A 25,251-nucleotide genomic window follows, 5' to 3' on the forward strand; every position below is an offset into this window, starting at 1 on the left:
GGCGCGCTGGTAGCTTTCGCTGCGGCCGACCGTCAGCGGAAGTGAGCCCCGGTGAACCGTACGCAGGCCCTGATCCGCTGGTCCACGGCGGACAACAACCCCATCCAGATCTTCGGCACCGTCGCCGGGATCACCGTGTGCGCGGTCGCCGTGCGCCCGATCGGGATGTCCGGCACCGGGCTCGCGGTGCTGTGCCTGCTCGTCCTGGTCTCGCTGATGATGTGCACGCGGCTGATCCCCGAAGGACGGCTGGCGCCGGGCCCGCAGCTCGCCGTGCTCTGCGTCTGGTCGGCCGGTGCCGCCGCGCTGATGGGCCTGGAGCACTCCGGGGCGTCCGCCCTGTTCGCGTACTTCGCGACCGGTCACGCCGGATACCGCCTCGACAGCCGCCGCTCGCTGCCCTTCGCGGCGATCACCAGCGCCCTGTGCGCGGGCGTGCTGCTCCTGCCGTGGGGCAGCCATGACACCTCGTGGATCGTGGGCGCCTTCACCGGTGTCAGTGTGCTGGTCGGCATCTCCAACCGCGCCCACACCGACGCGTTGCGCTCCGCACGGGCCGCCGCCGAGCAGGCCGAGCTGGCCGCGCGGGCCGAGGCGCGGGCCGAGGCGCTCGCCGAGCGGGCCCGGATCGCCCGGGACGTGCACGACGTGCTGGCCCACTCGCTGGCCGGGGTGAACATGCAACTGGAGGTCACCGACGCCCTGTTGGAGTCCGGTGACATCGACCGGGCCCGGCAGGCGGCCCAGCGGGCGCAGAGCCTGGTCCGCTCGGGGCTGACCGAGGTGCAGCGCACGGTCGGGGACCTGCGTGAGGACGCGCTGCCACTGGTGGAGACGCTGCGGTCCATGCTCGCCTCCCTGTCCGACGCCGGTACGCTGACGGTCGACGGGCCGCCGCGTGAACTGCCCGTCCGTCTCACCCAGGTGATCGTGCGCTGCGCCCAGGAGGCGCTGACCAACGCGCACAAGTACGCGCCCGGCGCCCCGGTCCGCATCCACCTGGAGCACCTGGAACACCTCCCGGAGGAGACGGTCCTGGAGGTGGTGAACTCCGAACCGCCGGCCGGTTCGCGGCCGTTGGCCGGGGCCGGGAGCGGAATGGGGCTGGTCGGGATGCGCGAGCGCCTCGACCTGGTGGGCGGCACGGTCACGGCCGGGCCGATCGTGGACGGCGACGACGCAGGAGGATGGCGAGTGCGCGTGGTGATCCCCGCATGAACGACGAACAGCAGCCCGTTGTACGGGTCGTCGTGGCCGACGACCAGACCGCGGTCCGTGAGGCGCTGGCGACCGTGCTCGATCTGCAGCCCGGCGTCGAGGTCGTGGCGACGGCGAGGGACGGCGGGGAGGCCGTGCGGGCCGCCGAGGAGCACGCGCCCGACGTGATCCTGATGGACCTCAACATGCCGCGCGTGGACGGGGTCGAGGCCACCCGGCTGCTCACCGAACGCTTCCCGCAGGTCGCCGTCGTCGTGCTCACCACCTTCGCCGACGAGGAGTACGTCCTCGCCGCGCTCGGCGCCGGTGCCCGCGGCTACCTGACCAAGGAGTCCGGCCGGCAGGACATCACCCGCGCGGTGCGGGCGGCGGCGGCCGGGCAGTCCGTGCTCGACCCCGCCGTACGGGACCGGCTCGTCGCCGCCGCCGCGCGGGGCGGCGCCCCGGCCGAGCGGCCGGGGACGGGACTCGCCCCGGATCTCACCCCCCGGGAGGTCGAGGTCCTCACGCTGATCGGCGAGGGCCTCACCAACCGGGGCATCGCCGAGCGGCTGGTGGTGAGCGAGGCGACGGTGAAGACCCATATCAACAACCTCTTCTCCAAGGCGCATCTGCGGGACCGGGCGCATGCCGTGAAGTACGCGTTCATCCACGGACTGGTGAAGACTCCCGGCTGAGGGCCGCCCCGGCCGGAGCCAGGAACCGCACCCGGGCCAGCAGTAGGAACACCCGGGTGAGAACCATCGCCAGCGCCATGATCACGAAGAACGGGGCGATGGCGTCCTGCACTATCTGGTGCTCGGTCATGAACGTGCCCAGGTGGTCGCGGAACCAGGTGTTGTGCTCGGCGAAGTAGATGAAGGCGACGCGCAGCGCGACCACCGCCGTCCAGATCGCCACGAACCCGGCGCCGCACCGGGTGTGGACCTGTCCCGAGTCCGGGTCCCGCTCCACGCCGGTCGTGAACGTGGCGACGACACCGCAGGCCAGCCCGATCGCGGCGCCCACCAGATAGACCACCACGTCGACGTGCTGGGTGGGCATCCCCTTCAGATAGAAGTAGCCGACCGCCGACACCGTGCCGATCGGCATCAGCACCTTGTGCAGGTCGTACTTCCGGCGCCCGTACTGCGTCAGCATCATCACCGCGAAGATGCCCCCGCTGATCGTCAGCGCCTGCTCCATGTCCGTCATGACGTCGCACTCCTCGGTCTCCGGCGGTGTTCCCGCCACGCGTTTTCCTGAGACCGACTCTCCCGCCGACGCCGCGAAAGCTCCCGGACCCACGGGTGGAAATCCGGGTGGAGACGCAAGGTGGAGCCTCCCCCTAGGGGCAGCTCAGGGACCGTCCGGGGACCGTCGCCACCAGGGACCGGTCGTTCACACCCGCCGCTACGGGATCTCAAGCGACCCGAGAGCCAAGGGGTCCGGCCCGGCCCGCAACCGGGCCACCTGCCCCGCGCTGAACTCGGTCGTACGCCTCATGTGGTCGACGATCACGGCCAGTTGGGAGTCGTCGAGGTCGTCGAAGAGGGCGAACCAGCCGCCGCCCAGCCGGTTCCACATCCGCCCGAACTCGGTGATCTTCTCCGGCACGGTCGCCACCAGCACCCGGCGCCGGTCCACCGCGTCCCGCTCCCGGACGACGTAACCGGCCCGCTCCAGCCGGTCCACGAGCCGGGTCGCCGATCCGGTCGTCAGCCCGGTCAGCTCGGCGATCCGACCCGTGGTCACCGGACCGGCCTCCAGCGTGAGCAGGTTCAGGCACTGCAGGTCGGTGGGGTGCAGCCCGAGGCGGTCGGCGACGGCCTGGTTGAACAGGGCGTACGACGCCATGTACCGGCGCGAGACGGAGGACAACTCGTCCAGCAGCCGCGCCCGCGCGTTCCCGGACATGTCGTACCCCTCGTCGCCTGTGCCGTGCGGAGATGCCGTGCGGAGATCGAGATCGTACGACGCGGTCGCGGACGTGGCTCCGCGGTACTACGGGTGTGCCTCAGAAGTAGTACGTGTCACCGGTGTCCAGGACGAGCACCCGCTGCTGGTCGTTGGCCCGGTTCCCGTCCACCGCGCCCCCGCCCCACACCGTGTCCAGCTCCAGCAGCACCTCGGAGGACGCGTCCCGCAGCCGTACCCGCAGCTCGATCCGCTCGCCCGCCCCGTCCGCGGCCAGCGCCCCCGTCCGGCACACCACCACCCGCTCCCCCGATCGGGCACACCCCTCCGGCAGCGTCTGCCGGTCCGCGAGCGGCTTCGACCAGCGCAGCCGTACGGTCGCGTCCGGCACCGCGGCCGGCCCGTGGTTGCGCGGGGTGAACCGCACGTCGACCTGCCCGCCGGCCATGGACACGGCACCGTGATAGGCGAGGTCCGCCTCCGGGCCCGGGAGATCCGGGTGCCCGGGGGCCGCGCCCGTCACCGCCAGCGCGGCAGCCCCTACCGCAAGAGTCCGTAGTACCCGTAGTACCCGCATGCCATCCGCTCCTCAGTACGCCACGCCCCTGCACCACACCACCGTGGTCGTACGGATGTATCCCACGCCGAGCGCACCGCAGGCGCCGTCCATCAGGTGACACCCGCATGCGGGTGACGGCCCACGTGATGTGATGGCGCCCATGCTCGTCCTCCGCTCCGCCGCCCTCTTCCTCGTCGCCGCCGTCTTCGAGATCGGCGGCGCCTGGCTGGTCTGGCAGGGGGTGCGCGAACACCGCGGCTGGCTGTGGGCCGTCGGCGGGGTCATGGCCCTCGGCGTGTACGGCTTCGTCGCCACCTTCCAGCCCGACGCCCACTTCGGCCGCATCCTCGCGGCGTACGGCGGGATCTTCGTCGCCGGGTCACTGGCCTGGGGCGCGGTCGCGGACGGCTACCGGCCCGACCGCTGGGACATCACCGGCGCCTTGATCTGCCTGGCCGGGATGGCCGTGATCATGTGGGCGCCCAGGGGGAACTGACCCGAAACCGCACCCCCCTATCCTGGACGGAGTCGTACATACGAACTCGTTGATCCGTCCCGAGGAGCAGCCCATGGCCACCGCCGCACCTTCCGCCGCCTCCCGCATCGCGGTCGTCACCGGGGCGAGCGGTGGAATCGGCGCCGCCACGGCCCGGCAGCTCGCCTCGGCCGGTTACCGCGTCGTCCTCACCGCCCGCCGCAAGGACCGCATCGAGGCGCTGGCGGAGGAGATCAACGCGACCGGCGGTCAGGCCACGGCGTACGCCCTGGACATCACCGACCGGGCCGCGGTCGACGAGTTCGCGACCGCCTTCAAGAAGATCGGCGTCCTCATCAACAACGCGGGCGGCGCGCTCGGCGCCGACCCGGTCGCGACCGGCGACCCCGCCGACTGGCGCACGATGTACGAGACGAACGTCCTCGGCACCCTGAACATCACCCAGGCCCTGCTCCCCGCCCTCACCGCGAGCGGCGACGGCACGGTCGTGGTCGTCTCCTCCACCGCAGGACACGGCACGTACGAGGGCGGCGCGGGCTATGTCGCCGCCAAGCACGGCGCCCACGTCCTCGCCGAGACGCTGCGCCTGGAGATCGTCGGCACCCCGGTCCGGGTCATCGAGGTCGCGCCCGGCATGGTCAAGACGGACGAGTTCGCGCTGACCCGCTTCGGCGGCGACGCGGAGAAGGCGGCGAAGGTCTACGCGGGCGTCGCCGAGCCCCTCACCGCGGACGACGTGGCCGACACGATCACCTGGGCGGTCACCCGCCCCAGCCACGTGAACATCGACCTCCTCGTGGTCCGCCCCCGCGCCCAGGCGTCGAACACCAAGGTCCACAGGGAGCTGTGATGCCCGACGAAGAGGACCGCACCGAGAGTGCGGTTGGCCCGGACAACTCCCAAGAGGCCATGGACCAGCGCCGGTTGGCCCAGGAGACCAGGAACGAACGCAAGGTCTGGTACTTCCTCGGCTACTTCCTCTTCGGCATCCACCTCGTCGCGTTCGTGATGATCTACGCGGTGATGCACGCGCCGAACAAGTAACAAGCAACAAGCAGGACTCGCACAGACAAAGGGCCCCGTGGACAGACACCCGCCGTTCGAGACCCTGCCCAACTTCCGTGACCTGGGCGGCTATCCGACCCCGGACGGCCGCCGGGTCCGCCCCGGGCTCCTCTACCGCGCCGACTCCCTGGGCAAGTTGACCGAGGGCACCCCCGACTGGACCCGCTTCCTCTCCCTCGGCATCGGCACGGTGATCGACCTCCGGTACCCCTGGGAGATCGAGGGCCGGGGCCGTGTCCCCGAGCACGCGTCGTTCACGTACCACAACCTCAGCATCGAGCACCGGCCCTACGACCAGGCGGTGTTGACCCCCGACATCGACCCGGGACCGTACCTGGCGGAACGGTTCGCGGAGGTCGCCGAGGACGGCAGGGCGGAGATCGGCCGGGCCCTGCAACTGGTGGCGGCAGCAGCCGAGCAGAACACCCCCCTCGTCTTCCACTGCGCGTCGGGCAAGGACCGCACCGGCCTGCTCGCGGCACTAATCCTCGGCCTGCTGGGCGTACCCGAACCGACGATCATCGAGGACTTCACCCTCACCGAACTGGCCACCCCCGCCCTCCTGTCGGCCTGGCAGGCCCGCCACGACGGCCGCACCCCGACCTGGCCGGCCTGGGGTAGGGCACCCGAGTCCGTCATGCGCCTGTTCCTCGCAGGACTGACGAGCCGCTACGGCTCGATCGACGGGTACGTCACCGAAGCCCTGTCCCTGGACGCGCCGACCCTCTCAACGACCTTGCGGGACAGGCTGCTTGAGCAACGACCCACCACTTGGCCCGGGTTGACGTACCGCAAGGCCTCCGCAGCCGACGCCGGCACCCTCGTCCGCCTCCGGGACACGGCCGCCCTGTGGCAACTGGCCCGCGGCATCGACCAGTGGAAGCCCGGCGAGAAGGACGAGGCCCACTTCCGCAGCCGCGTCACGGAGGGCGAGGTGTGGCTGGCGTACGCCGACGGATCGCTGGCCGGTGCCTGCGAGCTCTGGTGGCACGACCCGGCGGCGTGGGGCCCGCGCCCGCCCGACGCGGGCTACGTCCACCGCCTGATGACCACCCCGCACACGGCACCACCGGGCACCGGACGCCGGCTCCTCACGGAGGCGGAATCCCGCATCGCGGCCTCGGGCCGCGCCTTCGCCCGCCTGGACTGCCTCGCCTCCAACCCCCGCCTGCGCGCCTACTACGAGTCGGCGGGCTACACGGTCGTAGGCGAACAGCGGGCGAAGGACGGCGGGTTGGGAAGCCCGTACGCGGTGACACTCATGGAGAAGCGCCTCACTCCTTGACCCTCCGCTGCTTGAAGATCCACGCCCGGATCTCCTCGATGGTGTAGGCGATCGGCCAAGTGGAGTTGTGCTCAAGGGCGTTGGGGTTCTGCTTGGCCTGCGCCTCGGTGAGGGTCGTCCCCTTCAGGAGGGCCGAGTAGTTGACCGTCGTCGCCTCGTCCTCCATCTCCTTGACGTCCGCGGCGAATTGAGCGGCCGTGGACCTGCCGTTCCAGGTCGCACGGCCGACCTTCGTACCGGCCTTCTCGATGACCTTCGTGAGGGCGTTCTCGCCGGGGTAGGCCTTGGTGTCGCCCTGGGAGACGGTGATCCAGAGGTTCTTCCCGGCGAGCGGAGCGGCCTGGGCGGCCGGCCACTGACCGGCGACGACGAACGAGGCCGCGAAGAGGTCCGGGTACTTGATGTTCAGGCCGATCCCCCACAGCAGCGCGCTGTCGTCGTCGGGAAAGAGCTCGACGATGACGCACGTGCCGTCGGTGCCCTGATCTGCCGCCGCCCCGCCCTAAAAAGCACGCCGTGTAGCCATTGCCTTCATCACCTCGATTCAGTTCAGTTCAGTTCAGGGACTTGATGATGCGATCGATTCGCGCCACGGCCTTCTCCGCGGTGCCCTTGATGTAGAAGCCGTCGACCGCCTCATAGGTGACGTGGTCGAAATTCCATTTGTCGGGCATGTTCTTGGCGCCGCCCTCGAACATCGACATGACGAACGTGCTGGAAAAGGACGAGTTCTCACGGATCGCGGTCGCGGTCGTGGTGGACAACTCCGGCTCCACACCGGCGAAAACGCCCTTGCCGACCTGGAAGACCCAGATCGGCACCTGGGCGGTGCCGGTGGGGGTGAAGGTGACGGTCTTGGTAGGCGCACTGGCCTGGGGCCCGGTGACCTGGGTGGTGGTGATGTCGTCGGTGACGAGCCGCACGACGACCTGCTTGCCGCTCTCGTACTTGCTGACCCCCTGCGCCACCCGCACGATCTCGTTCCCGAGCCGCTCGCCCTGCGCGGTCAGCAGCGCGAACCCGGCGTCGTGCAGATCGACGCCGTAGGTCCAGCCCTTGTCCCTGTCGATCGTGTACCGCTTCGAGCGGTAGGCGGGGAACTGGTCGCCGCACGCCCCGACGAGCCAGAAGCCGATCGCACCCGGGTACTGCGTCTCGACGTGCGCGACGGCCGCGCCGGCGAGGTCGGCGGTGATCGGCAGGGTGCCGTCGGCCATGACGGAGTCCTGCATCACGCAGGACTGCACGTTGTAGTTGGCCAGGACGGCGATCGGGTTGCCGTCGAGGTCGTTGAAGCGGGCGACGTACACGCCCTTGTCCGAGGGGAGTTGCTCGTTCACGCCGAGCCAGTAGCCGTCGGCGGTGAGGACGTTGCGGTTGACGTTGACGTCGGACCTGCCGGAGCCGTAGCCGACCTCGGCGTCCTGGAGGTTCTTGACGGCGTCGGCGACCGCGGACTTGGTGGCGGCGACGATGTTCTGCACGTACGCGGCGGCACCGGCCGAGGACGAACTCGCCTGGACGTGCGGCGCGGAGAAGCAGTGCGTGACGGTGACCATGATGTTCGCGGTCGTCACACCCGAGGCCGCGGTGATGGCGTCCCGCATCAGCGAGATCGCCTCCGCGCTGATCGAGGTCAGGTCCAGCACGGCCAGGGCGATCCGGCGGGAGCCGGACTCCACCAGCAGGACACGGACGTTGAGGTCGTCGTGCACGGCGGTGAAGTTGTCCAACGGCAGCAGCGAGGCCGCGGGCGTGAACGCGGCCTTGCCCACGCCGACCTTCAGCCCGCCCGCCGACTCGGTCGCCGCCCGGGCCGAGGTGGCAGTACCGAGGGCGGTCGCCGCAAGTGCGGTGACCGCCCCGGCGGCCACCACGGCCCGCCGGCTCAACTCGCTCCGATTCTGCTGTCGCTCAAGCATGTGCTGTCCTCCAAGACGCTGCGGGTGGGGGTCGGATCAACTCCCGCGCAGCATCACAGTGAATTTCGGGGCCAGCAATGAGGGGCGCGTGCAATCAATGCTTTCACGAATGGGGCGCGTAAATGGCACATGCATTTGACGTGCGACGGCGGCCGGAATTCACAGTAATGGGCTCTGAATTCACAGCGCTCTCAGAGGGGTTTCGGAGATCAGCCCTTCACGCACACAACCTGCTTCAACTTCGCCACGACCTCCACGAGGTCCCGCTGCTGTTCGATGACCTGCTCGATCGGCTTGTAGGCGCCCGGGATCTCGTCCACGACGCCGGAGTCCTTACGGCACTCCACACCCCGTGTCTGCTCCTCCAGGTCCTTCGTCGAGAAGCGACGCTTGGCCGCGGTACGGCTCATGCGCCGACCGGCGCCGTGCGACGCGGAGTTGAAGGACTTCTCGTTGCCGAGGCCCTTCACGATGTACGAACCGGTACCCATCGAGCCCGGGATGATCCCGTACTCGCCGGAGCCGGCGCGGATCGCCCCCTTACGGGTGACGAGCAGGTCCATGCCCTCGTACCGCTCCTCGCTCACGTAGTTGTGGTGGCACGAGATCTCCGGCTCGAAGGTCGGCTTCGCCTTCTTGAACTCCTTGCGGACCACGTCCTTCAGGAGCGCCATCATGATCGTGCGGTTGTACTTCGCGTACTCCTGCGCCCAGAACAGGTCGTTGCGGTACGCCGCCATCTGCGGGGTGTCCGCGATGAAGACGGCGAGGTCACGGTCGACCAGGCCCTGGTTGTGCGGGAGCTTCTGGGCCGCGCCGATGTGGTGCTCGGCCAGTTCCTTGCCGATGTTCCGGGAGCCGGAGTGGAGCATGAGCCAGACCGAACCGTCCGAATCTACGCATACCTCACAGAAGTGATTTCCTCCGCCAAGTGTGCCCATTTGCTTCGTGGCCCGGTCCTCCCGGAACTTCACCGCATCAGCAACCCCCTCGAACCGCCCCCAGAAGTCGTCCCACCCCCCAGTGGCGAACCCGTGCAACCGCCCCGGCTCCACAGGACTGTCGTGCATCCCCCGCCCCACCGGAATCGCCTGCTCGATCTTCGACCGCAGCCGCGACAGGTCACCGGGAAGGTCGTTCGCCGTGAGGGACGTCTTCACGGCGGACATTCCGCAGCCGATGTCGACCCCCACCGCGGCAGGGCACACCGCACCCCGCATCGCGATGACCGACCCGACCGTCGCGCCCTTCCCGTAGTGCACGTCCGGCATGACCGCCAGGCCCTTGATCCACGGCAGGGTCGCCACGTTGCGCAGCTGCTGGAGTGCGCCCTCCTCGACCGTCGCCGGGTCGGTCCACATGCGGATCGGGACCTTCGCGCCCGGCATCTCCACGTATGACATATCGTCCTCATTCCCCCGAAAAACAACAGAAGCCTTAAATCGCAAAACCGGCGCCAAGGTCAACGAATGGGACAGCGGACCGGCATCCACGGCTGTGCGTGCGATACACATTGTCTCCAGGGGGTCCCCCGGTGCGGCAAGCGATTAACCAGCGGGGACACTGGCAGACCCTGGATCGTTCAAGGGGTCGGGGACACCGAACACCCCGGCACACACCTACTCACCGACACCCCGTCGAGAGGAGCCCGACCGTGCAGCGGAAGGCGTACGTACCCGGCGCCGCCGCGCTCCTCGTGGCGCTGCTGGCCGGCTGCACGAGCGGCTCGGCCGACAGCGGTACGACGGACGACGCGAACCCGGGCGATGCCGGTACGGCGACGGCGGTGGCCCAGCCGGGCAAGTACCGCACGCTTCCGGAACCCTGCGGGGCGGTCGGCCACGGCACGTTGGACTCCCTGTTGCCGGGCATCAAGCAGATCACGGACACGGAGCAGCGCGACGCGGCGTACGCGGGCGAGGCGACGCTGACGTACGACACGGACCGCAAGGTGGGCTGCCGGTGGAAGGTGGAGTCCACGGACGCGACCGACCATCTGCTGGTCGACTTCGAGCGGGTGGTGTCCTACGACAACGCGGTGAGCGACGCCAGCCAGGCGCAGACGATCTTCGCGACGAAGGAGACGGCGGCGGATCTTCCGGAGCCGACGACGAGCGCCACGGCGTCCGACTCGGCGTCCGCGTCCAACTCCGCGTCGGCATCGGCGTCGGCATCGGGCTCCGCGACGCCCTCCTCCTCCACCTCAGCCACCTCCTCGTCCTCTGTCTCCGCCTCCGCCTCCCCCACCGGCCTCCAGCCCCGCGCCCTCTCCGATCTCGGTGACGACGCGTTCCTCGACGACGGGTTGAGCAGCTCCGGTTCGACGGCCAAGCAGCGCACGGTGACTGTGGTGTTTCGCACGTCCAACGTCATTGTGACCATCGAGTACGAGGAGCAGCCGGCGACGGTCGGCGTCGTGCCGGACAGCCAGAAGATGCAGGACAGGGCGCGGAAACTGGCCGTTCAGCTGGCCGACTCGCTCAACGGTTAGGGCGTTCGGGGACGGCTTTCGAGGGGCCGCGCAAAGGCCGTGAACGGAGACCGCACAGCTGGCTCACCGCGTACCGTGGCCCCTCGGACCCGATCCGACGGCAGGAACCACGAGCGTCATGAGTGAAGGAACCATGCATCAACCAGCACAGCGAGAGCACAGTGACCAGCAGCGGGCGAAGCGTCTGAGCCGCCTCCTTGTCTGCGCGGCCGCCGTCCCGGTGATGCTGATCGCGACCGGCTGCTCCTCGGACTCCGGTTCGGGCGACAGCTCGGCCAAGGACACGGCCGGCCTCGGTGCGACGACGTCCGCCGACGCGACGGCCGCTGCGCCCGTGCAGGCGGCGGCGTACAAGAAGTTGCCCGAGCCGTGTGCGGTGCTGTCGAAGAAGACGTTGACCGATCTGGTGCCGAAGGGCGCCACGTCGGGCAAGGAGGGCGCGTCGAGCGACGTTGCGTCGCGGGGCAGTTGCTCTTGGACGAGCCTGGACAACAACGGGGTCAAGGGGTCGCAGTTCCGCTGGCTGAACGTGTCGTTGCTGCGGTTCGACTCGTCGCAGACGCAGGGCGAGGGCGACAAGCTGGCCGCGGCGTACTACACGAAGCAGGTGCGGGAGGCGCAGTCCGTCGCCGGTGCTAAGAACGCCAAGTCGGAGCCGGTGGCGGGCGCGGGCGACGAGGCCACGGCGGTGCGCTACGACCTGAAGAAGAAGGAAGGCGCCTTCAAGCAGCAGACGGTGGTGGCGCGGGTGGAGAACGTGGTCGTCACGCTCGACTACAACGGCGCGGGTCTGGCGGGCGAGAAGGCGCCGAGCGCGGACACGCTGACGAAGGCGGCGGAGAAGGCCGTGAAGGAGGTCGTGGCGGCGGTCACGTCGGCCAACGGCACCGGCGGCGGGGGCACCACGGCCCCCAGTACCTCCGCCTCCGCCTCCCCCTCCTCCCCCACCCCCTCCAAGTCGGCGTCCAAGGGCGCGAGCGCCTCTCCTTCCCCCTCGGCCACAAAGAAGAGCTGACCGTCACATACAAGTCACGTTCGAGCCTCAACTCGCAGGTCAGTGAAGCGTTTTGACGGAGCCCGGTCCCTTCGCGGACCGGGCTCCTGGCAGACCGGCACCCAGGACGCCGCACACATGTGCCACCCTGTTGCGCGCAACAACATGTAAGGGGAGGGGAGTCCGGGTGTCCGCGCCCATTCAGCTCACACGTATGCACCGGGTGCTCATCGGCGTGGTGGTCTCCGGTGCGGTCGTCATCGCCGGTATCGGCTTCGCCGGTTCGTACGCCGCCGTACGCGAACTCGCCCTGAAGAAGGGCTTCGGGAACTTCGCCTACGTCTTCCCGATCGGCATCGACGCGGGCATCTGCGTCCTGCTCGCCCTCGACCTGCTCCTGACCTGGATCAGGATCCCCTTCCCGCTGCTGCGCCAGACGGCGTGGCTGCTGACGGTCGCGACGATCGCGTTCAACGGCGCCGCGGCCTGGCCGGACCCGCTGGGTGTCGGTATGCACGCGGTGATCCCGATCCTGTTCGTGGTGTCGGTGGAGGCCGCCCGGCACGCGATCGGCCGGATCGCCGACATCACCGCCGACAAGCACATGGAGGGCGTCCGCCTCACCCGCTGGCTGCTCTCCCCCGTCCCGACGTTCCTGCTCTGGCGCCGGATGAAGCTCTGGGAGCTGCGCTCCTACGAGCAGGTCATCAAGCTGGAGCAGGACCGCCTCGTCTACCAGGCCCGCCTGCACTCCCGCTTCGGCCGCGCCTGGCGCCGCAAGGCCCCGGTGGAGTCGATCATGCCGCTGCGCCTGGCCCGCTACGGCGTCCCCCTCGCGGAAACGGCCCCCTCGGGCCTGGCCGCGGCGGGCATCGAACCCGTACTGCTGCCCCCCGCCCCGCAGTTGGAGCCGGCCCGCGAACCGGAGCAGCAGGCACCCGCCCTCCAGAACAACCCGGCACCGGCCCGGGAGCAGCTTCCCGCTCCCGGGGCGAACCAGCCCCCCGGGCAGCCGGGCTTCGCCGAGCAGCAGAGCCAGTGGCTCCAGGCCCGGGACCCCCAGACCGTCGCGTACCAGGGCGGCTACGACCCGACGTACGACCCGGACTCGGCGTACCGGGAGTGGTACGCGGAGCAGCAGCAGGCCGAGCAGTTCCAGCAGTACGAGGAGGAACAGCAGCGGTTCGAGCAGCAACGGCGGTTCGAGCAGCAGCAGTTCCCGCAACAGCAACAGCAGTACGAGGAGCCGCCGGTCGCCGAGCCGGAGCCCTCGCCGGAGGACACCGGTACCTTCCCGATCCCGGCCGGCCCGGGTCGTACCCGTGAGCTGGGTGCGGGCGGCGGTACGGAGCCGACCGAGGACGACTACTACCTCATCTTCAAGAAGTCGATAGACGGCAGCTATCCGACCGGGGGCCAGTTCAGGGGCGACGTGGAGGCCACGTACGGCATCCTGCTCCCGCAGCGCGAGGCCGACCGCATGGCCAACCGCTTCACGAACCGTCACACCGCGGAACTCCAGGAAGACCACATCGCGTAAGCGCTTCTCCTACGACGACGGGGGCGCACGGTGCCATTGAGCACCGGGCGCCCCCGTCGTCGTAGAGCCGACCGGGTCCAGATCTACTCCCCGAGCAGCCTGCGCACCCTTTCCTGGCCCACCGCGAGGAGCAGGGTGGGCAGGCGCGGGCCGGTGTCGCGTCCTACCAACAGGTGGTAGAGGAGCGCGAAGAAGGACCGCTGGGAGGCCTTGATCTCGGGCGGGAGTTCCTTGGGCGTGGCGTCGGCGGGGAAGCCGGCCTGGACCTTGGGAACGCCGTAGACGAGGTGGGTCAGGCCGTCCAGGGACCAGTGGTCGGCGAGTCCGTCGCTCAGCAGGCGCAGGGACTGCTGGGCGGCCTCGTCGAGGGACTTGAGGAGGTCGGTGTCGGGTTCGTCCCGCACGATGGTCCGCTGGTCGGCGGGGACGTGCGTGTTGATCCAGGCCTCGGCCTTGTCGAGCCGGGGCCGGACCTCGTCGAGGGTGGACAGCGGGTTGGCGGGGTCGAGTTCGCTGAGGATGCGCAGCGACTGGTCCTCGTCCCCCGCGGTGATGTCGGCGACGGACGCGAGGGTCCGGTACGCCATCGGGCGGGGTGTGCGCGGCAGTTCACCGGCGGCGGTGCGCACGGCACGGGAGTGGGCGGCGATGTCGGCCGGGAGGGCGGACCCGTCCGCCACCTTCCCGTCCAGCTTGTCCCACTCGTCGTAGAGGCGCTGGATCTCCTGGTCGAAGGCGATCTTGAAGGACTGGTTGGGGCGGCGGCGGGCGTAGAGCCAGCGCAGGAGCTGCGGTTCCATGATCTGGAGCGCGTCGGCCGGGGTGGGGACCCCGCCCTTGCTGCTGGACATCTTGGCCATGCCGCTGATGCCGACGAAGGCGTACATGGGCCCGATGGGCCGCTCGCCGCCGAAGATCCCGACGATCTGCCCGCCGACCTGGAACGAGGAGCCGGGAGAGGAGTGGTCGACACCGGAGGGCTCGAAGATCACTCCCTCATAGGCCCAGCGCATCGGCCAGTCGACCTTCCAGACCAGCTTGCCGCGGTTGAACTCGCTGAGCAGGACGGTCTCGGTGAAGCCGTCCTCGGTGCAGACGTACGTCAGCTCGGTGGTGTCGTCGTCGTACGCCGTGACGGTGGTGAGGTCCTTGCCGCAGCTGCCGCAGAAGGGCTTGTACGGGAAGTAGCCGGCGGAACCGGAGCTGCCGTCGTCCTCCTCGGCCGCGCCGGAACCCGCCTCGGCCTCCAACTCGGCCGCGTCGACGGCCTTCTGCTGCTGCTTCTTCGGCGGGGCCTTCTTGGTGCGGTACTGGTCGAGGATCGCGTCGATGTCGCCGCGGTGCTTCATGGCGTGCAGGATCTGCTCGCGGTACACCCCGGAGGTGTACTGCGCGGTCTGGCTGATCCCGTCGAACTCCACACCCAGCTCGGCGAGGGAGGCGACCATCGCGGCCTTGAAGTGCTCGGCCCAGTTCGGATACGGCGATCCGACCGGGGCCGGTACGGAGGTCAGCGGCTTCCCGATGTGCTCGGCCCAGCTCGCGTCGGTCCCCTCCACCCCGTTCGGCACCTTGCGGTACCGGTCGTAGTCGTCCCAGGAGATCAGATGCCGGACCTCGTACCCCCGGCGGCGGATCTCGTCGGCGACGAGGTGCGGGGTCATGACCTCGCGCAGGTTGCCGAGGTGGATGGGACCGGAGGGGGACAGCCCGGACGCGACGACGACGGGTTTGCCCGGGGCTCGACGCTCCGACTCCTCGATGACCTCATCCGCGAAACGGGAGACCCAGTCGGTGGTCTCGGTGCTCTGAGCCACGATCGGCACGTCCTTCTTTCTGACACGGGGCAGCCGGTACGGTCGCACGACTGACACCTACATTGTCCCAGACCTGATAGGCGGCGCAGCCGCCTATTCAGGGACGCGGGGCTGAGCCTTGGATGGCGGCGCAGCCGCCTTCAAGGGGCGCGGGGCTGTATCGATATGCGGCTCCGCCGCGGGGCGCGACCAGCCCCCACCGGCCCGCGGCCAAAAAACCGCTTCACCCCCCGTGGGATACTGACCGTGTCTACCAAACCCACGAGGAGAACGGCTCCCACCCCATGGCTCCGGTCACGTCGCTCACCGACCAAGTCCACCAGCACCTCGCGAACGCCCTCTCGGCCACCCTGCCGGAGGCGGACGCGGACCCGTTGCTGCGACGGAGTGACCGTGCCGACTTCCAGGCGAACGGCATCCTCGCCCTCGCCAAGAAGGCCAAGGCCAACCCCCGGGAGCTGGCGACGCAGGTCGTCTCGCACATCACGACCGGTGACGTGATCCAGGACATCGAGGTCTCCGGCCCCGGCTTCCTGAACATCACGATCAGCGACGGGGCGATCACCCGGAACCTCGCGGAGCGCCACGCGGACGCGGCCCGCCTCGGCGTCCCCCTCGCCGCGCACCCCGGCACGACGGTCATCGACTACGCCCAGCCGAACGTGGCGAAGGAGATGCACGTAGGCCACCTGCGCTCCGCGGTGATCGGCGACGCGCTCGTCCAACTCCTGGAGTTCACCGGCGAGTCGGTGGTCCGGCGGCACCACATCGGCGACTGGGGAACCCAGTTCGGCATGCTCATCCAGTATCTGGACGAGCACCCGGGCGAGTTGGACCACGCCGACGCGGAGGTCACCGGCGAGGAGGCGATGTCGAACCTCGACCGTCTCTACAAGGCGGCGCGCAAACTCTTCGACTCCGACGAGGAGTTCAAGACGCGGGCCCGGCGCAGGGTAGTCGATCTCCAGGCGGGCGAGCCGAAGACGCTGGCGGCCTGGCAGAAGTTCGTGGACGAGTCGAAGATCTACTTCTTCTCCGTCTTCGAGAAGCTGGACATGGAGATCCGGGACGCGGACATCGTCGGCGAGTCGGGTTACAACGACATGCTGGACGAGACGTGCCGCCTGCTGGAGGAGTCCGGCGTCGCGGAGATCTCGGACGGCGCGCTGTGCGTGTTCTTCGACGACATCAAGGGCCCTGACGGCAACCGCGTCCCGCTGATCGTCCGCAAGTCGGACGGCGGCTACGGCTACGCGGCGACGGACCTGTCGGCGATCAGGGACAGGGTCTTCCACCTCAAGGCGAACTCGCTGCTGTACGTGGTGGACGTCCGCCAGTCCCTGCACTTCAAGATGGTCTTCGAGACGGCCGGCCGGATGGGCTGGCTGAACGACGACGTGACGGCGTTCCAGCTGGCCTTCGGCACGATCCTCGGCAAGGACGGCAAGCCGTTCAAGACGCGTGAGGGCGTGTCGGTGAAGCTGGAGGACCTCCTCGACGAGGCGGTGCAGCGGGCGACCGCGGTCGTACGGGAGAAGGCCGAGAAGGTGGGCCTGACCGAGCAGGAGATCGTCGAGAACGGCCGGTACGTCGGCATCGGCGCGGTGAAGTACGCCGACCTGTCGACGTCCGCGGTGCGGGACTACAAGTTCGACCTGGACCAGATGGTGTCGCTGAGCGGCGACACGTCCGTGTACCTCCAGTACGCGTACGCCCGTATCCAGTCGATCCTCCGCAAGGCGGGCGAGGCCCGGCCGCTGGCCCACCCGGAGCTCGAACTGGCCCCGGCGGAGCGGGCGTTGGGCCTGCAGCTGGACCAGTTCAGCGAGGTGATCGCGGAGGCGGCGAAGGAGTACGCGCCGCACAAGCTGACGGCGTACCTGTACCACCTGGCGTCCCTGCTCACGACGTTCTACGACCAGTGTCCGGTCCTCAAGGCCGAGACGCCGGAGCAGATGGAGAACCGGCTGCTCCTGGTGGACCTGACGGCCCGCACCCTGCACCGGGGAATGGACCTGCTGGGCATCAGGACGCCCGAGAAGCTGTAGGCACCCTCGCTCAAGCGCTCAAGGTGACGCACCGCGGCCCGTCCTCTCCCCCGAGAGGACGGGCCGCGGTCGTCAACACACCGTTTTTCAGACGCCGTTGACGTCAGCCGTTGACGTCAGCCATTGGCGAACCGCTCGAACGCGGCCCTGGTGCCCGAGCCCGCGTCGCCGTCGATCGCTCCGGTGTAGCCCCAGCTGTTGGCCAGCAGCCGCTGGAGGGCCTTGATGGTGTTGACGCCGGGGTCGCCGTCGATGGCGCCGGTGTAGCCCCAGTAGGTCTTGAGGTTGCGCTGGAACGCCTTCCAGCTGTTCGGGCCGAGCTGCCCGTCGATGGTGTCGGTGTAGCTCCAGTACGTCTTGAGCCAGGTCTGCACCTTCTTCGCCTCGGCGGTGGTGAGGCCGAAGTTCTCCACCGCCTGGATCGAGACGTCGGAGGCCTGTACGGAGGCGGCCGGCGCGGCGAAGCTGGGGGCGGCGAACGCGACGCCCCCGACCGCGATGCCGGCGACGGCGGTGAGGCTGACGAGGGTCCTGGCCACGACATTCGGTCGCATGCGTTCCTCTTTCGGGTAGTCGGTCGGCGTGCTGGAACGAGACTGCGGTCCGCTCGGGGCGCCCCGCCACCGTCGGCGTACAAGTGACGTCCCGACGGGACGCCACCCCCTCTGAGCTGCGGGGACACGGGTGCCGGTGACGGTGGGACGGGACGTGTGGCCGTCCGTTGTGGACCTTGGCCGATTCTCTTCACGCTCTGGAACCGAATAGCCGTGCGAGAAGGGGTCGGTGATGCAGAATGCGACGCGGCAGGGACCGCTGACCCCGGTCCCTGAACGCGAAGTGGGGGGAACACATGTCGCGTTGGAAAGTGCTGCCCGCGGAACTCGATCCGCGTGTACGGCAGTTGGTGGTGCGCCTGCGTCGGCTGAAGGACCACAGCGGGCTGAGCGTGCGGCAGTTGGCGGCACGCACGGAGTACAGCCCGAAGTCCTGGGAGCGATATCTGGGCGCCCGTTCGCTGCCGCCCGCGGCGGCCGTGGAGGCGCTGGCCCGGATCGCCGGCGACGATCCGGTGCGGCTGCTGGCGTTGCGCGAGGTGGCGGCCGAGGCGTGGACGACCGTACGGGACCCGGAGCCGGACCCGGAGCTGGACCCGGGGCCGGAGATCCTGTTGGCGGAGGCACCCCCGGGGCCACCCGGTCGGCGCTATCTGCGCATCGCGCTCGTGGCGGGCTCGGTGACCCTGGTGCTGGCGGTCTCGTCGGCGGTGCTGGTGACGGTACGCATCATGGACGGCGGCAACAGCGGTAGCCGTACGGCACGGTCGTCGACGGCGCCGCTCGCCGCGTCGGCGTCCGAGTCGGCGTACGCCTGTCGGGTGCAGCGGGTCGACGGGCGCTGGTATGCGGGCAACAGCCGTACCCAGCAGGAGAATCTGGCCGTGGGGAACGCCGGGCCCGATGTCGCCGAGGCGCAGTGTCTGTTGCGACGGGCGGGGATCTCGCCGGGCGGTATCGACGGGATGTTCGGTCCGCTGACGGAGCACGCGGTGAAGCAGTTCCAGAAGCGGGCCGGTCTCGTCGTGGACGGCATGGTCGGACCGCACACCTGGAAGGCACTCAGGGGATGAGGCAACTGGCTGCCGCGCTACGGGAGTTGAGGGCCGCCACCGGTCTGAGCATGGCGGGCCTGGCCGCGAAGACGCCGTACAGCAAGTCGTCCTGGGAGCGCTATCTCAACGGCAGGACACTACCGCCACGGGAGGCGGTGGAGGAGCTGTGCCGCCTCGCCGGGGAGCCGGCGGGCAGGTGCGTGGCGCTGTGGGAACTCGCGGAGGCGGAAACGAGCGGCCGGTCGGCATCCGCGCCGACACCCTGCCCGGCCACCTCCTCACGGCCGGCCTCGGGGGCCTCCCCGCATCCGGCCCCGGGCGCGTCCCGACAGGCGACCCCGGCAGCCTCCCGACAGACAACCCCACGCACCTCCCGACAAGCCGCCCCAGGCGCGTCCCGACAAGCAGTCCCGCGCACCTCCCGACAGGCGGCCCCGGGCGCGTCCCGACGAGCGGCCCCGGCAGCCTCCCCACAGCCGGTCCCGCGCACCTCCCAACAAGCCGCCCCCGGCGCGTCCCGACAAGCGACCCCGGGCGCCTCCCCACAAGCAGTCCCGCGCACCTCCCGACAAGCGGCCCCGGGCGCCACCCCACAAGCGGCTCCTGCAACCTCCTCACAGACAACCCCACGCACCTCCCCACAGCCGACCCCCGTCGCATCCCGACAGGCGGCCCCGGCAGCCTCCCCACAGACAACCCCACGCACCTCCCCACAGTTGGTCCCGGGAGCGTCCCGACAAGCCGCCCCGCGCGCGTCCCGACAGGCGGCCCCGGGCACGTCCCCACAAGCAGTCCCGCGCACCTCCCGACAAGCGGCCCCCGGCGCCTCCCGACAAATGGCCCCGGCAGCCTCCCCACAGACAACCCCGCGCATCTCCCCCCAGCCGACCCCCGCCGCCACCCCACCGCCCCTCCCAGAGCACCGCACCGTAGCTGCCCTGGCGGTCCTCGCCTCCGTCTGTGCCGTGGTCGTGAGTGCTGTGGTCGTCGCTCTGCTGCTGCTCCCCGAATCCCACTCCTCGACCCCGCTGGCCCCGACCGCCGTCACCTCCCCCGGTCCGGGCTGTCACGGTGCGGCCTGTGAGGGGCGTAGTCCCATCGGCATGCGCTGCGCCCCGCAGCCGGACACTGTGGCGCGGCACCGGATGGCCTCGGGGGCGTGGATGGAGTTGCGGCACAGCAGGGAGTGCGGGACGACCTGGGCGCGCACCTGGGGCGGGCGGGTCGGGGACCGGATCGAGATGAGCGTGCCCGGCCGGGTGGGCGGGGTGCACGGGGCCGAGGTGGGCAGTGCCGTGGACGCGGAGTCGTACGTCTACACGCTCATGTCCGTGACCGCCCCGGGAACCGTGGTCCGGGCCTGCCTCCAGCCCGCGGCGGGCGGAAGAAAGGAATGTTTTGACGGGCGTGTGAGATAGCTGTGTAGGGTCCTGGAATGCCCCGAGTCAAAGTCAGCGTGATCGTTCCCGTCTACAACACCGGGAAGTACGTCGACGAGTGCGCGCCGTCCCTGCTGGGGCAGAGCCTGCCCGCCGACGAGTACGAGGTCGTCTACGTCGACGACGGCTCGACGGACGACACACTGAACCGGCTGGAGAAGATCGCCGCCGGGCACCCGAACGTCCAGGTGCACACGCAGCCCAACTCCGGCTGGCCGGGCGCCCCGCGCAACCTCGGCATGCGCCACGCGAAGGGCGAGTACATCCAGTTCGTCGACCACGACGACACCCTCGGGCCGGAGGCACTGGAGCGGCTGTACGAGCACGCGAAGCGCAACGACGCCGACGTCGTCCTCGGCAAGATGTCCAGCACGATGGTGCGGCCCCGACGCCTGTTCCGGCACACCGTGGACGCCTGCACGATCGAGAACGACGAGCTGATGCAGAGCATGTCGCCGCACAAGATGTTCCGGCGGGCGTTCGTCGAGGAGCACGGGCTGCGCTTCCCCGAGGGGCCGTGGATCCTGGAGGACCTGGCCTTCGTCAGCGCCGCCTATCTGAAGGCGGAGCGGATCTCGGTCCTCGCCGACTATCCCGTCTACTACTGGATGAAGCGCGACGACGGCGGCAACAACACCCAGCACCGTTTCAACCCGAAGCACGGTTTCTGGGCCAACACCCGCACGATCGCCCGCCAGATCAAGGACGGCACGACCCCGTCCGACGACATCGACGCGCTCCAGAACCGCCTCCTGCACCGCCTCTACCACGTGGAAATCCTCTCCCGGACCCGTGAGCCCGAGATCCTCCGCGAGGACCCGGCCGAGCAGCGGCAGCGTTTCGAGGCGGCCCGGGAAGTGGCCCGGGAGGAGTTCCCGGCGGCCGTACGGGAGGGCCTGCCCGCGGTGTCCCGCCTGCGCGCCGAGCTGCTGGAGGCCGGCGACTTCGACGGCGCGGTGGCGCTCGCGGAGCGCGTCCGCGAGGTGAAGGCCCACAGCGAGGTGAGCGACCTGCGCTGGGAGGACGGCCGCCTGGTCGCCGACGTCACGCTGGACCTGCTGCGCGGGGACGGCGAACCGCTCGTCCTCGTCGAACGGGACGGAAAGCAGTACCTGGACCCGGAGTTGCTGGCCGGAGTGCCGGAGACCGAGGACGGCTGGGAGGTCCCCGACCCGTTCCGGCTGGCGTACGCGGAGCTGGTGGTCAAGGACCGGGACCGCGAGGACTGGTGGTACCCGGAGGGCGACCTCGACATGCGCCTACGGCCCCTCGGGGACGGCCGTTCGCAGGTCGTCGCCTCCGGACAACTGCGCCTGGACCCGGAGCACTTGGCGGGCGGGCGTCCGCTGGAGCGCGGGGTCCACGACGTGTGGGCGTACGTCCAACTCCTGGGCGTGGACCGGATGGTGCGCGTGACGGGCGACGGTACGGCGGGCGGCCCGGCGGCGGGTCCGGCACTGACCGGCGGCAGGCTGGTGCTCCCGTACTGGACCGGCAGCGGTCAGCTGGCGTTGGACGTGGACCAGCGGCAGCGCAAGCTGGGACAGGACATTCAGGCCGCTGCCGTGGCCAACGCCGAGCGGGGCGAGGGGACTTCACTCCCGTTGCCGTACCTGGCGGCGACGGCGGACGGCACCCCCGTACGCCTGAAGGTCACCGTGGCCACCCAGGGAGCGGAAGCCGAACTGCTCCCGGCCCCCGGGACCACGACAGCTCAACTCCGCCTCCCCGCCCGGCTGAAGCTCCCCTCCGGCCGCCACCCGGTCAACCTCCCGAAGACGGCCAACCCGCTCGCGTACGCCGTCGTCCGCGACGGCACCGTGCTCCGCCTGGAGGGCCCGGCGTACGAGGCCGGCGGCGGACGCCGGGCCGTCGACTCGGTGGCCGACAACCGCCAAGTGCGGCGGGTACGGCGGTGGTTGGGGCTGTAGGGCCCGCTACTGACATCCCCCTGCCCGAGTCCGGTCGAGAAAGTCCGACCGGCAGGGCAGTCGAACCCCCCTCCGTACCCGTCTTTACGGGGGAACGAGGGAGGGCGCATTGAACGCCGACGAGGAACGCGAGTTCCGCGAGTTCGTGGCAGCGCGGTCGAGATCGCTGCTGCACACGGCCTACCTGCTGACCGGGGACTGGGAACAGGGCCGCGACCTGGTCCAGACCGCGCTCGCATCCACCGCCCGGCGCTGGTCACGGCTGCGCGACCGGCAGCAGCCGGAGACCTATGTGCGCCGGGCGATGTACCACGCCCAGGTGGACCGCTTCCGGCTGCTCAGCTGGGGCAAGGAAACGGTCACCGACAGGCTGCCGGACCCGCCCGGGCAGACCGTCGACTGGGCCGACATCGTGATCCAGCGGCAGGACATCATGGCCGCGCTGCGGAGACTGCCCAAGCGCCAGCGCGCGGTGATCGTGCTGCGCTACTTCGAGGACCGGCCGGACCACGAGATCGCCGAGATCCTGGGCGTCGCCCAGGGGACGGTCCGCAGCCAGACCCACAAGGCCCTCGCATCCCTCCGCGCCGCCTTCGCCGAGGCGGAGCAGTCGGCCACCACCTCTTCCCCCGCTTCCGGAAGGGGCGTCATCGCATGAACGACTCGACCGAACACCCGCCGCACGAAACGTCGTTGCACGACGCCCTGCACACTCACGTCCGGGAGAACGGCGGTACCGCCACCGGTCCCTACTTGGTCGGCCTGGCCGACGGCGCACTGCGGGTCGCCCGGCGGCGGCGACGGCTGGCCCGCGCCGGAGCCGGCGTCGCCGTCGCCGCTGTGGTCGCCGTCGGTGCGGTCGCCGTCGCGGACGGCGCAACCCAGCAGCGCGCGCACGTGGTTCAGCCCGCCACAGGGAACACGGGGAACACCAAGAAGGTGGCCCTGCTCTCCATCCTGCCGGTCACCTCGTCCACGGAGTCCACCTGCACCCGCGGCAGCGGCGGCTACACCGTGGACGCGAGCGCGACCCACCCCGCGTACTGCATCCACGCCGACCGGGCCAGGGGCATGACCGACGTCCGTGTCGCCTCCGCGAAGGCCGGTAGAAGCACCCTCGACGGCACCTGGCAGGTCGACGTGACCCTCGGTTCCGCCGACCGGACCCGTTTCGCCGCCCTCACCGGCTCCATCGCCTCGGCCCCGCCCCCGCGCAACGAATTCGCCATCGTCATCGACGGCAAGCTCTGGGGCAACCCCAGCGTGACCTCCTCGCTCACCGGCGGCCGTCTCGAAATCGTCGGGGCCTTCGTCGGCGACCTCACCAGCGCCACCGCCCACGACCTCGCCCTCCGGCTGACCACCGGCGGACGTCACTGACAGAACTCGGCCCACACCACCTTGCCCAAGTCCCGTTCCGCCACACCCCACTTGTCGGCCAGCGCCGCGACGAGCAGCAGCCCGCGCCCGCCCTCGTCACCGTCGTCGGCGGCACCGACATGCGGGCTGCCGCCGCCGCTGTCGTGCACCTCGACCCGCAGTACCTGGCCGTCGTACCGCAGGAACACCCGGAACTGCCGCCCCGGCGGCACCCCGTGGACCAACGCGTTGGTCGCCAACTCGCTTACGCACAACAGCACATCGCCGCTGCGCTCCACGTCGGCGAGTCCCCACTCGACCAGGAACGCGTGAGCGAAGTGCCTGGCGGCGGGAACGGACCGGCGTTCGCGCCGGAAGAACTTCTCACTCGGGTTCACGGGACAAGAGTTGCGTAGCGTCACTAGTGTTGACAGGGCGTGAGCCCTGCACCCGATTTTGTACGGGTGGAGTACGGGTCCGTGCGGGGTCCGAAACGGGTGGATGTGGGGAGCACCACAGCATGAACTCCAAGAAGAACCGCTCGACGATGCGGATGTTGGGTGCACAGCTCAAGGCGGCCCGTACGGCGGCCGGTTACACCCAGCGGCAACTCGCCGAGCTGGCGATGGTGGACGAGGAGACCATCGCGTCGATCGAACAGGGCAGGCGACGGCTGATGGTCAATCTCGCCAGGTCGCTGGACGTCACCCTCGATACGAAGGGGACGTTCGAGGCGGGGGTCGACAACCTGCCGGAGATCGACCAATTCCCGCTCTACGCAGAGGAGTACATGCTGCACGAACGGGAGGCCATCTCCCTGTCCTGGTACGACAACGCGGTCATCCCGGGCCTGCTCCAGACCACGGAGTACGCCCGCGCGGTCCTGGCGGAACGCATTCCGGCCTACGACGAGGACGAGATCGCGGCGAAGCTCGCGGGCCGCATCGAACGGCAGGAGATCCTGCAACGCAAGTGTCCGCCGACGATGAGCTTCGTCATCTGGGAGCCGGTGCTGCACCTCGGCATCGGGACGCCGGAGGCCCGCCGCGAGCAGCTCCGATTCCTGCGCGAGTGCACCGAACTCCCGGGCCTCGCACTCCAGATCCTGCCGATGAATGCGTCCTCGCATGCGGGGCTGGCAGGCCCCTTCATTCTCCTGGAGACACCGGACCACCAGCACTTGGCGTACACCGAGGGCCAACGCGGAAGCCAGTGGGTTTCCGACCTGGATGAGGTGTCCATCCTGGCGCGCAAATATGCGATGCTGCGGTCACAGGCCCTGTCACCTCAGGAGTCCAGGGGCCTGCTGGACCGTCTGCTAGGAGATCAATGAGCACCGCACTTGAGTGGTTCAAGTCGACCTACAGCAGCGACGAGGGCGGCGCCTGCCTCGAAGTCGCCTACACCTGGCGGAAGTCGAGCTACAGCAGCGACGAGGGCGGCCAGTGCGTCGAGGTCGCCACCTGCCCCCACACCATCCACATCCGCGACTCCAAGAACCCCGAAACCAGCGGCCCCACCCTCACGGTCTCACCCACCGCCTGGACCGCGTTCACGACTCACTCGGCCACCCGCTAGGAGA

General features: G+C 69.8%; 26 protein-coding genes and 1 pseudogene. 18 read left to right on the plus strand and 9 right to left on the minus strand.

Annotation, left to right across the window (positions count from 1 at the left end):
* The first annotated feature begins 51 nt into the window (after positions 1–51).
* Positions 52–1,218 carry a histidine kinase gene (locus AB0I69_RS34640; protein WP_363099685.1) on the plus strand — a complete coding sequence of 389 codons (1,167 nt, stop codon included), beginning with the start codon at positions 52–54 and terminating at the stop codon, positions 1,216–1,218.
* On the plus strand, positions 1,215–1,895 hold the full coding sequence (locus AB0I69_RS34645) for a response regulator transcription factor (RefSeq protein ID WP_363099686.1): 681 nt from the start codon (positions 1,215–1,217) through the stop codon (positions 1,893–1,895). Before AB0I69_RS34640 ends, AB0I69_RS34645 begins: the two co-directional genes overlap by 4 nt.
* Here the strand turns inward: AB0I69_RS34645 and AB0I69_RS34650 are convergent.
* The 3 genes from AB0I69_RS34650 to AB0I69_RS34660 all read right to left on the minus strand — a co-directional run bounded on the left by AB0I69_RS34650 (position 1,864) and on the right by AB0I69_RS34660 (position 3,691).
* Positions 1,864–2,451, minus strand: coding sequence for a hypothetical protein (locus tag AB0I69_RS34650; RefSeq protein ID WP_363099687.1), 588 nt, complete (start codon positions 2,449–2,451; stop codon positions 1,864–1,866). The genes AB0I69_RS34645 and AB0I69_RS34650 overlap by 32 nt on opposite strands.
* A gap of 159 nt (positions 2,452–2,610) precedes the next feature.
* Positions 2,611–3,114, minus strand: a complete 504-nt coding sequence (locus tag AB0I69_RS34655) for a MarR family transcriptional regulator (protein ID WP_363099688.1) — start codon at positions 3,112–3,114, stop codon at positions 2,611–2,613.
* A 100-nt stretch (positions 3,115–3,214) separates the two neighbouring features.
* A complete protein-coding gene (locus tag AB0I69_RS34660) occupies positions 3,215–3,691 on the minus strand; it encodes a hypothetical protein (protein WP_363099689.1) in 477 nt (158 codons plus the stop codon).
* 142 nt (positions 3,692–3,833) lie between these two features.
* On the opposite strand from AB0I69_RS34660, the gene AB0I69_RS34665 reads away from it, so the two are divergent.
* The 4 genes from AB0I69_RS34665 to AB0I69_RS34680 all read left to right on the plus strand — a co-directional run bounded on the left by AB0I69_RS34665 (position 3,834) and on the right by AB0I69_RS34680 (position 6,519).
* The gene (locus AB0I69_RS34665; RefSeq protein WP_363099690.1) at positions 3,834–4,169 is read left to right on the plus strand and encodes a YnfA family protein; all 336 of its coding nucleotides are present in this window, start codon (positions 3,834–3,836) and stop codon (positions 4,167–4,169) included.
* A 73-nt stretch (positions 4,170–4,242) separates the two neighbouring features.
* The gene (locus AB0I69_RS34670) at positions 4,243–5,019 is read left to right on the plus strand and encodes an SDR family NAD(P)-dependent oxidoreductase (protein WP_363099691.1); all 777 of its coding nucleotides are present in this window, start codon (positions 4,243–4,245) and stop codon (positions 5,017–5,019) included.
* Entirely contained in the window at positions 5,019–5,213 is a 195-nt protein-coding gene (locus AB0I69_RS34675; protein ID WP_363099727.1) for a hypothetical protein, read from the plus strand. The genes AB0I69_RS34670 and AB0I69_RS34675 overlap by 1 nt, the downstream gene beginning before the upstream one ends.
* Positions 5,214–5,250: 37 nt before the next feature.
* Positions 5,251–6,519 carry a GNAT family N-acetyltransferase gene (locus tag AB0I69_RS34680; protein ID WP_363099692.1) on the plus strand — a complete coding sequence of 423 codons (1,269 nt, stop codon included), beginning with the start codon at positions 5,251–5,253 and terminating at the stop codon, positions 6,517–6,519.
* Here AB0I69_RS34680 and AB0I69_RS34685 read toward each other — a convergent pair.
* The 3 genes from AB0I69_RS34685 to AB0I69_RS34695 all read right to left on the minus strand — a co-directional run bounded on the left by AB0I69_RS34685 (position 6,509) and on the right by AB0I69_RS34695 (position 9,844).
* Positions 6,509–6,685, minus strand: a complete 177-nt coding sequence (locus AB0I69_RS34685) for a hypothetical protein (protein ID WP_363099693.1) — start codon at positions 6,683–6,685, stop codon at positions 6,509–6,511. The two genes, AB0I69_RS34680 and AB0I69_RS34685, sit on opposite strands and share 11 nt — an antisense overlap.
* Positions 6,686–7,073: 388 nt before the next feature.
* On the minus strand, positions 7,074–8,441 hold the full coding sequence (locus tag AB0I69_RS34690) for a hypothetical protein (protein WP_363099694.1): 1,368 nt from the start codon (positions 8,439–8,441) through the stop codon (positions 7,074–7,076).
* A gap of 209 nt (positions 8,442–8,650) precedes the next feature.
* Positions 8,651–9,844, minus strand: a complete 1,194-nt coding sequence (locus AB0I69_RS34695; RefSeq protein WP_363099695.1) for an RtcB family protein — start codon at positions 9,842–9,844, stop codon at positions 8,651–8,653.
* 251 nt (positions 9,845–10,095) lie between these two features.
* Between AB0I69_RS34695 and AB0I69_RS34700 the strand changes: the two genes are divergently transcribed.
* From AB0I69_RS34700 to AB0I69_RS34710, 3 genes are all read left to right on the plus strand, one after another.
* Positions 10,096–10,932, plus strand: coding sequence for a DUF3558 domain-containing protein (locus AB0I69_RS34700; protein ID WP_363099696.1), 837 nt, complete (start codon positions 10,096–10,098; stop codon positions 10,930–10,932).
* Positions 10,933–11,065: 133 nt separating this feature from the next.
* On the plus strand, positions 11,066–11,947 hold the full coding sequence (locus AB0I69_RS34705; protein ID WP_363099697.1) for a DUF3558 domain-containing protein: 882 nt from the start codon (positions 11,066–11,068) through the stop codon (positions 11,945–11,947).
* Positions 11,948–12,140: 193 nt separating this feature from the next.
* Entirely contained in the window at positions 12,141–13,466 is a 1,326-nt protein-coding gene (locus AB0I69_RS34710; protein ID WP_363099725.1) for a DUF2637 domain-containing protein, read from the plus strand.
* A gap of 83 nt (positions 13,467–13,549) precedes the next feature.
* Here the strand turns inward: AB0I69_RS34710 and lysS are convergent, their stop codons facing one another.
* Entirely contained in the window at positions 13,550–15,292 is a 1,743-nt protein-coding gene (gene lysS / locus AB0I69_RS34715; RefSeq protein WP_363099698.1) for a lysine--tRNA ligase, read from the minus strand.
* Positions 15,293–15,567: 275 nt separating this feature from the next.
* Between lysS and argS the strand changes: the two genes are divergently transcribed.
* Positions 15,568–17,331, plus strand: a complete 1,764-nt coding sequence (argS, locus tag AB0I69_RS34720) for an arginine--tRNA ligase (protein ID WP_363099699.1) — start codon at positions 15,568–15,570, stop codon at positions 17,329–17,331.
* 116 nt (positions 17,332–17,447) lie between these two features.
* Here argS and AB0I69_RS34725 read toward each other — a convergent pair whose 3' ends face one another.
* Positions 17,448–17,885 (minus strand): peptidoglycan-binding protein, encoded by a 438-nt coding sequence (locus AB0I69_RS34725; RefSeq protein WP_363099700.1) that lies wholly within the window; start codon positions 17,883–17,885, stop codon positions 17,448–17,450.
* A gap of 296 nt (positions 17,886–18,181) precedes the next feature.
* On the opposite strand from AB0I69_RS34725, the gene AB0I69_RS34730 reads away from it, so the two are divergent.
* The 6 genes and pseudogenes from AB0I69_RS34730 to AB0I69_RS34755 all read left to right on the plus strand — a co-directional run bounded on the left by AB0I69_RS34730 (position 18,182) and on the right by AB0I69_RS34755 (position 23,690).
* Complete coding sequence (locus AB0I69_RS34730; protein WP_363099701.1) at positions 18,182–18,958, plus strand: peptidoglycan-binding protein; 777 nt, start codon at positions 18,182–18,184, stop codon at positions 18,956–18,958.
* Positions 18,955–19,188: pseudogene (locus AB0I69_RS34735) on the plus strand (helix-turn-helix transcriptional regulator); the annotation flags it as partial. The gene AB0I69_RS34730 and the pseudogene AB0I69_RS34735, both read left to right, overlap by 4 nt.
* A 723-nt stretch (positions 19,189–19,911) precedes the next feature.
* Positions 19,912–20,358: a DUF2690 domain-containing protein gene (locus AB0I69_RS34740; protein ID WP_363099726.1), complete on the plus strand. Its 447-nt coding sequence runs from the start codon at positions 19,912–19,914 to the stop codon at positions 20,356–20,358.
* Between the two features lie 17 nt (positions 20,359–20,375).
* Complete coding sequence (locus tag AB0I69_RS34745; protein WP_363099702.1) at positions 20,376–22,310, plus strand: glycosyltransferase family A protein; 1,935 nt, start codon at positions 20,376–20,378, stop codon at positions 22,308–22,310.
* 109 nt (positions 22,311–22,419) lie between these two features.
* Positions 22,420–22,968, plus strand: a complete 549-nt coding sequence (locus AB0I69_RS34750; RefSeq protein WP_363099703.1) for a SigE family RNA polymerase sigma factor — start codon at positions 22,420–22,422, stop codon at positions 22,966–22,968.
* Complete coding sequence (locus tag AB0I69_RS34755; RefSeq protein ID WP_363099704.1) at positions 22,965–23,690, plus strand: hypothetical protein; 726 nt, start codon at positions 22,965–22,967, stop codon at positions 23,688–23,690. The genes AB0I69_RS34750 and AB0I69_RS34755 overlap by 4 nt, the downstream gene beginning before the upstream one ends.
* On the opposite strand, the gene AB0I69_RS34760 is transcribed toward AB0I69_RS34755, so the two are convergent.
* Positions 23,684–24,067, minus strand: coding sequence for an ATP-binding protein (locus AB0I69_RS34760; protein ID WP_363099705.1), 384 nt, complete (start codon positions 24,065–24,067; stop codon positions 23,684–23,686). The genes AB0I69_RS34755 and AB0I69_RS34760 overlap by 7 nt on opposite strands.
* A gap of 122 nt (positions 24,068–24,189) precedes the next feature.
* Here AB0I69_RS34760 and AB0I69_RS34765 point away from each other — a divergent pair, with 122 nt between their 5' ends.
* Together AB0I69_RS34765 and AB0I69_RS34770 are read left to right on the plus strand one after the other, a co-directional pair.
* Positions 24,190–25,002 (plus strand): helix-turn-helix transcriptional regulator, encoded by an 813-nt coding sequence (locus tag AB0I69_RS34765; protein ID WP_363099706.1) that lies wholly within the window; start codon positions 24,190–24,192, stop codon positions 25,000–25,002.
* Positions 24,999–25,247 carry a DUF397 domain-containing protein gene (locus tag AB0I69_RS34770; RefSeq protein ID WP_363099707.1) on the plus strand — a complete coding sequence of 83 codons (249 nt, stop codon included), beginning with the start codon at positions 24,999–25,001 and terminating at the stop codon, positions 25,245–25,247. Before AB0I69_RS34765 ends, AB0I69_RS34770 begins: the two co-directional genes overlap by 4 nt.
* Positions 25,248–25,251: the final 4 nt, after the last annotated feature.

It is taken from the genome of Streptomyces sp. NPDC050508 (assembly GCF_040655155.1).
Taxonomy (GTDB): domain Bacteria; phylum Actinomycetota; class Actinomycetes; order Streptomycetales; family Streptomycetaceae; genus Streptomyces.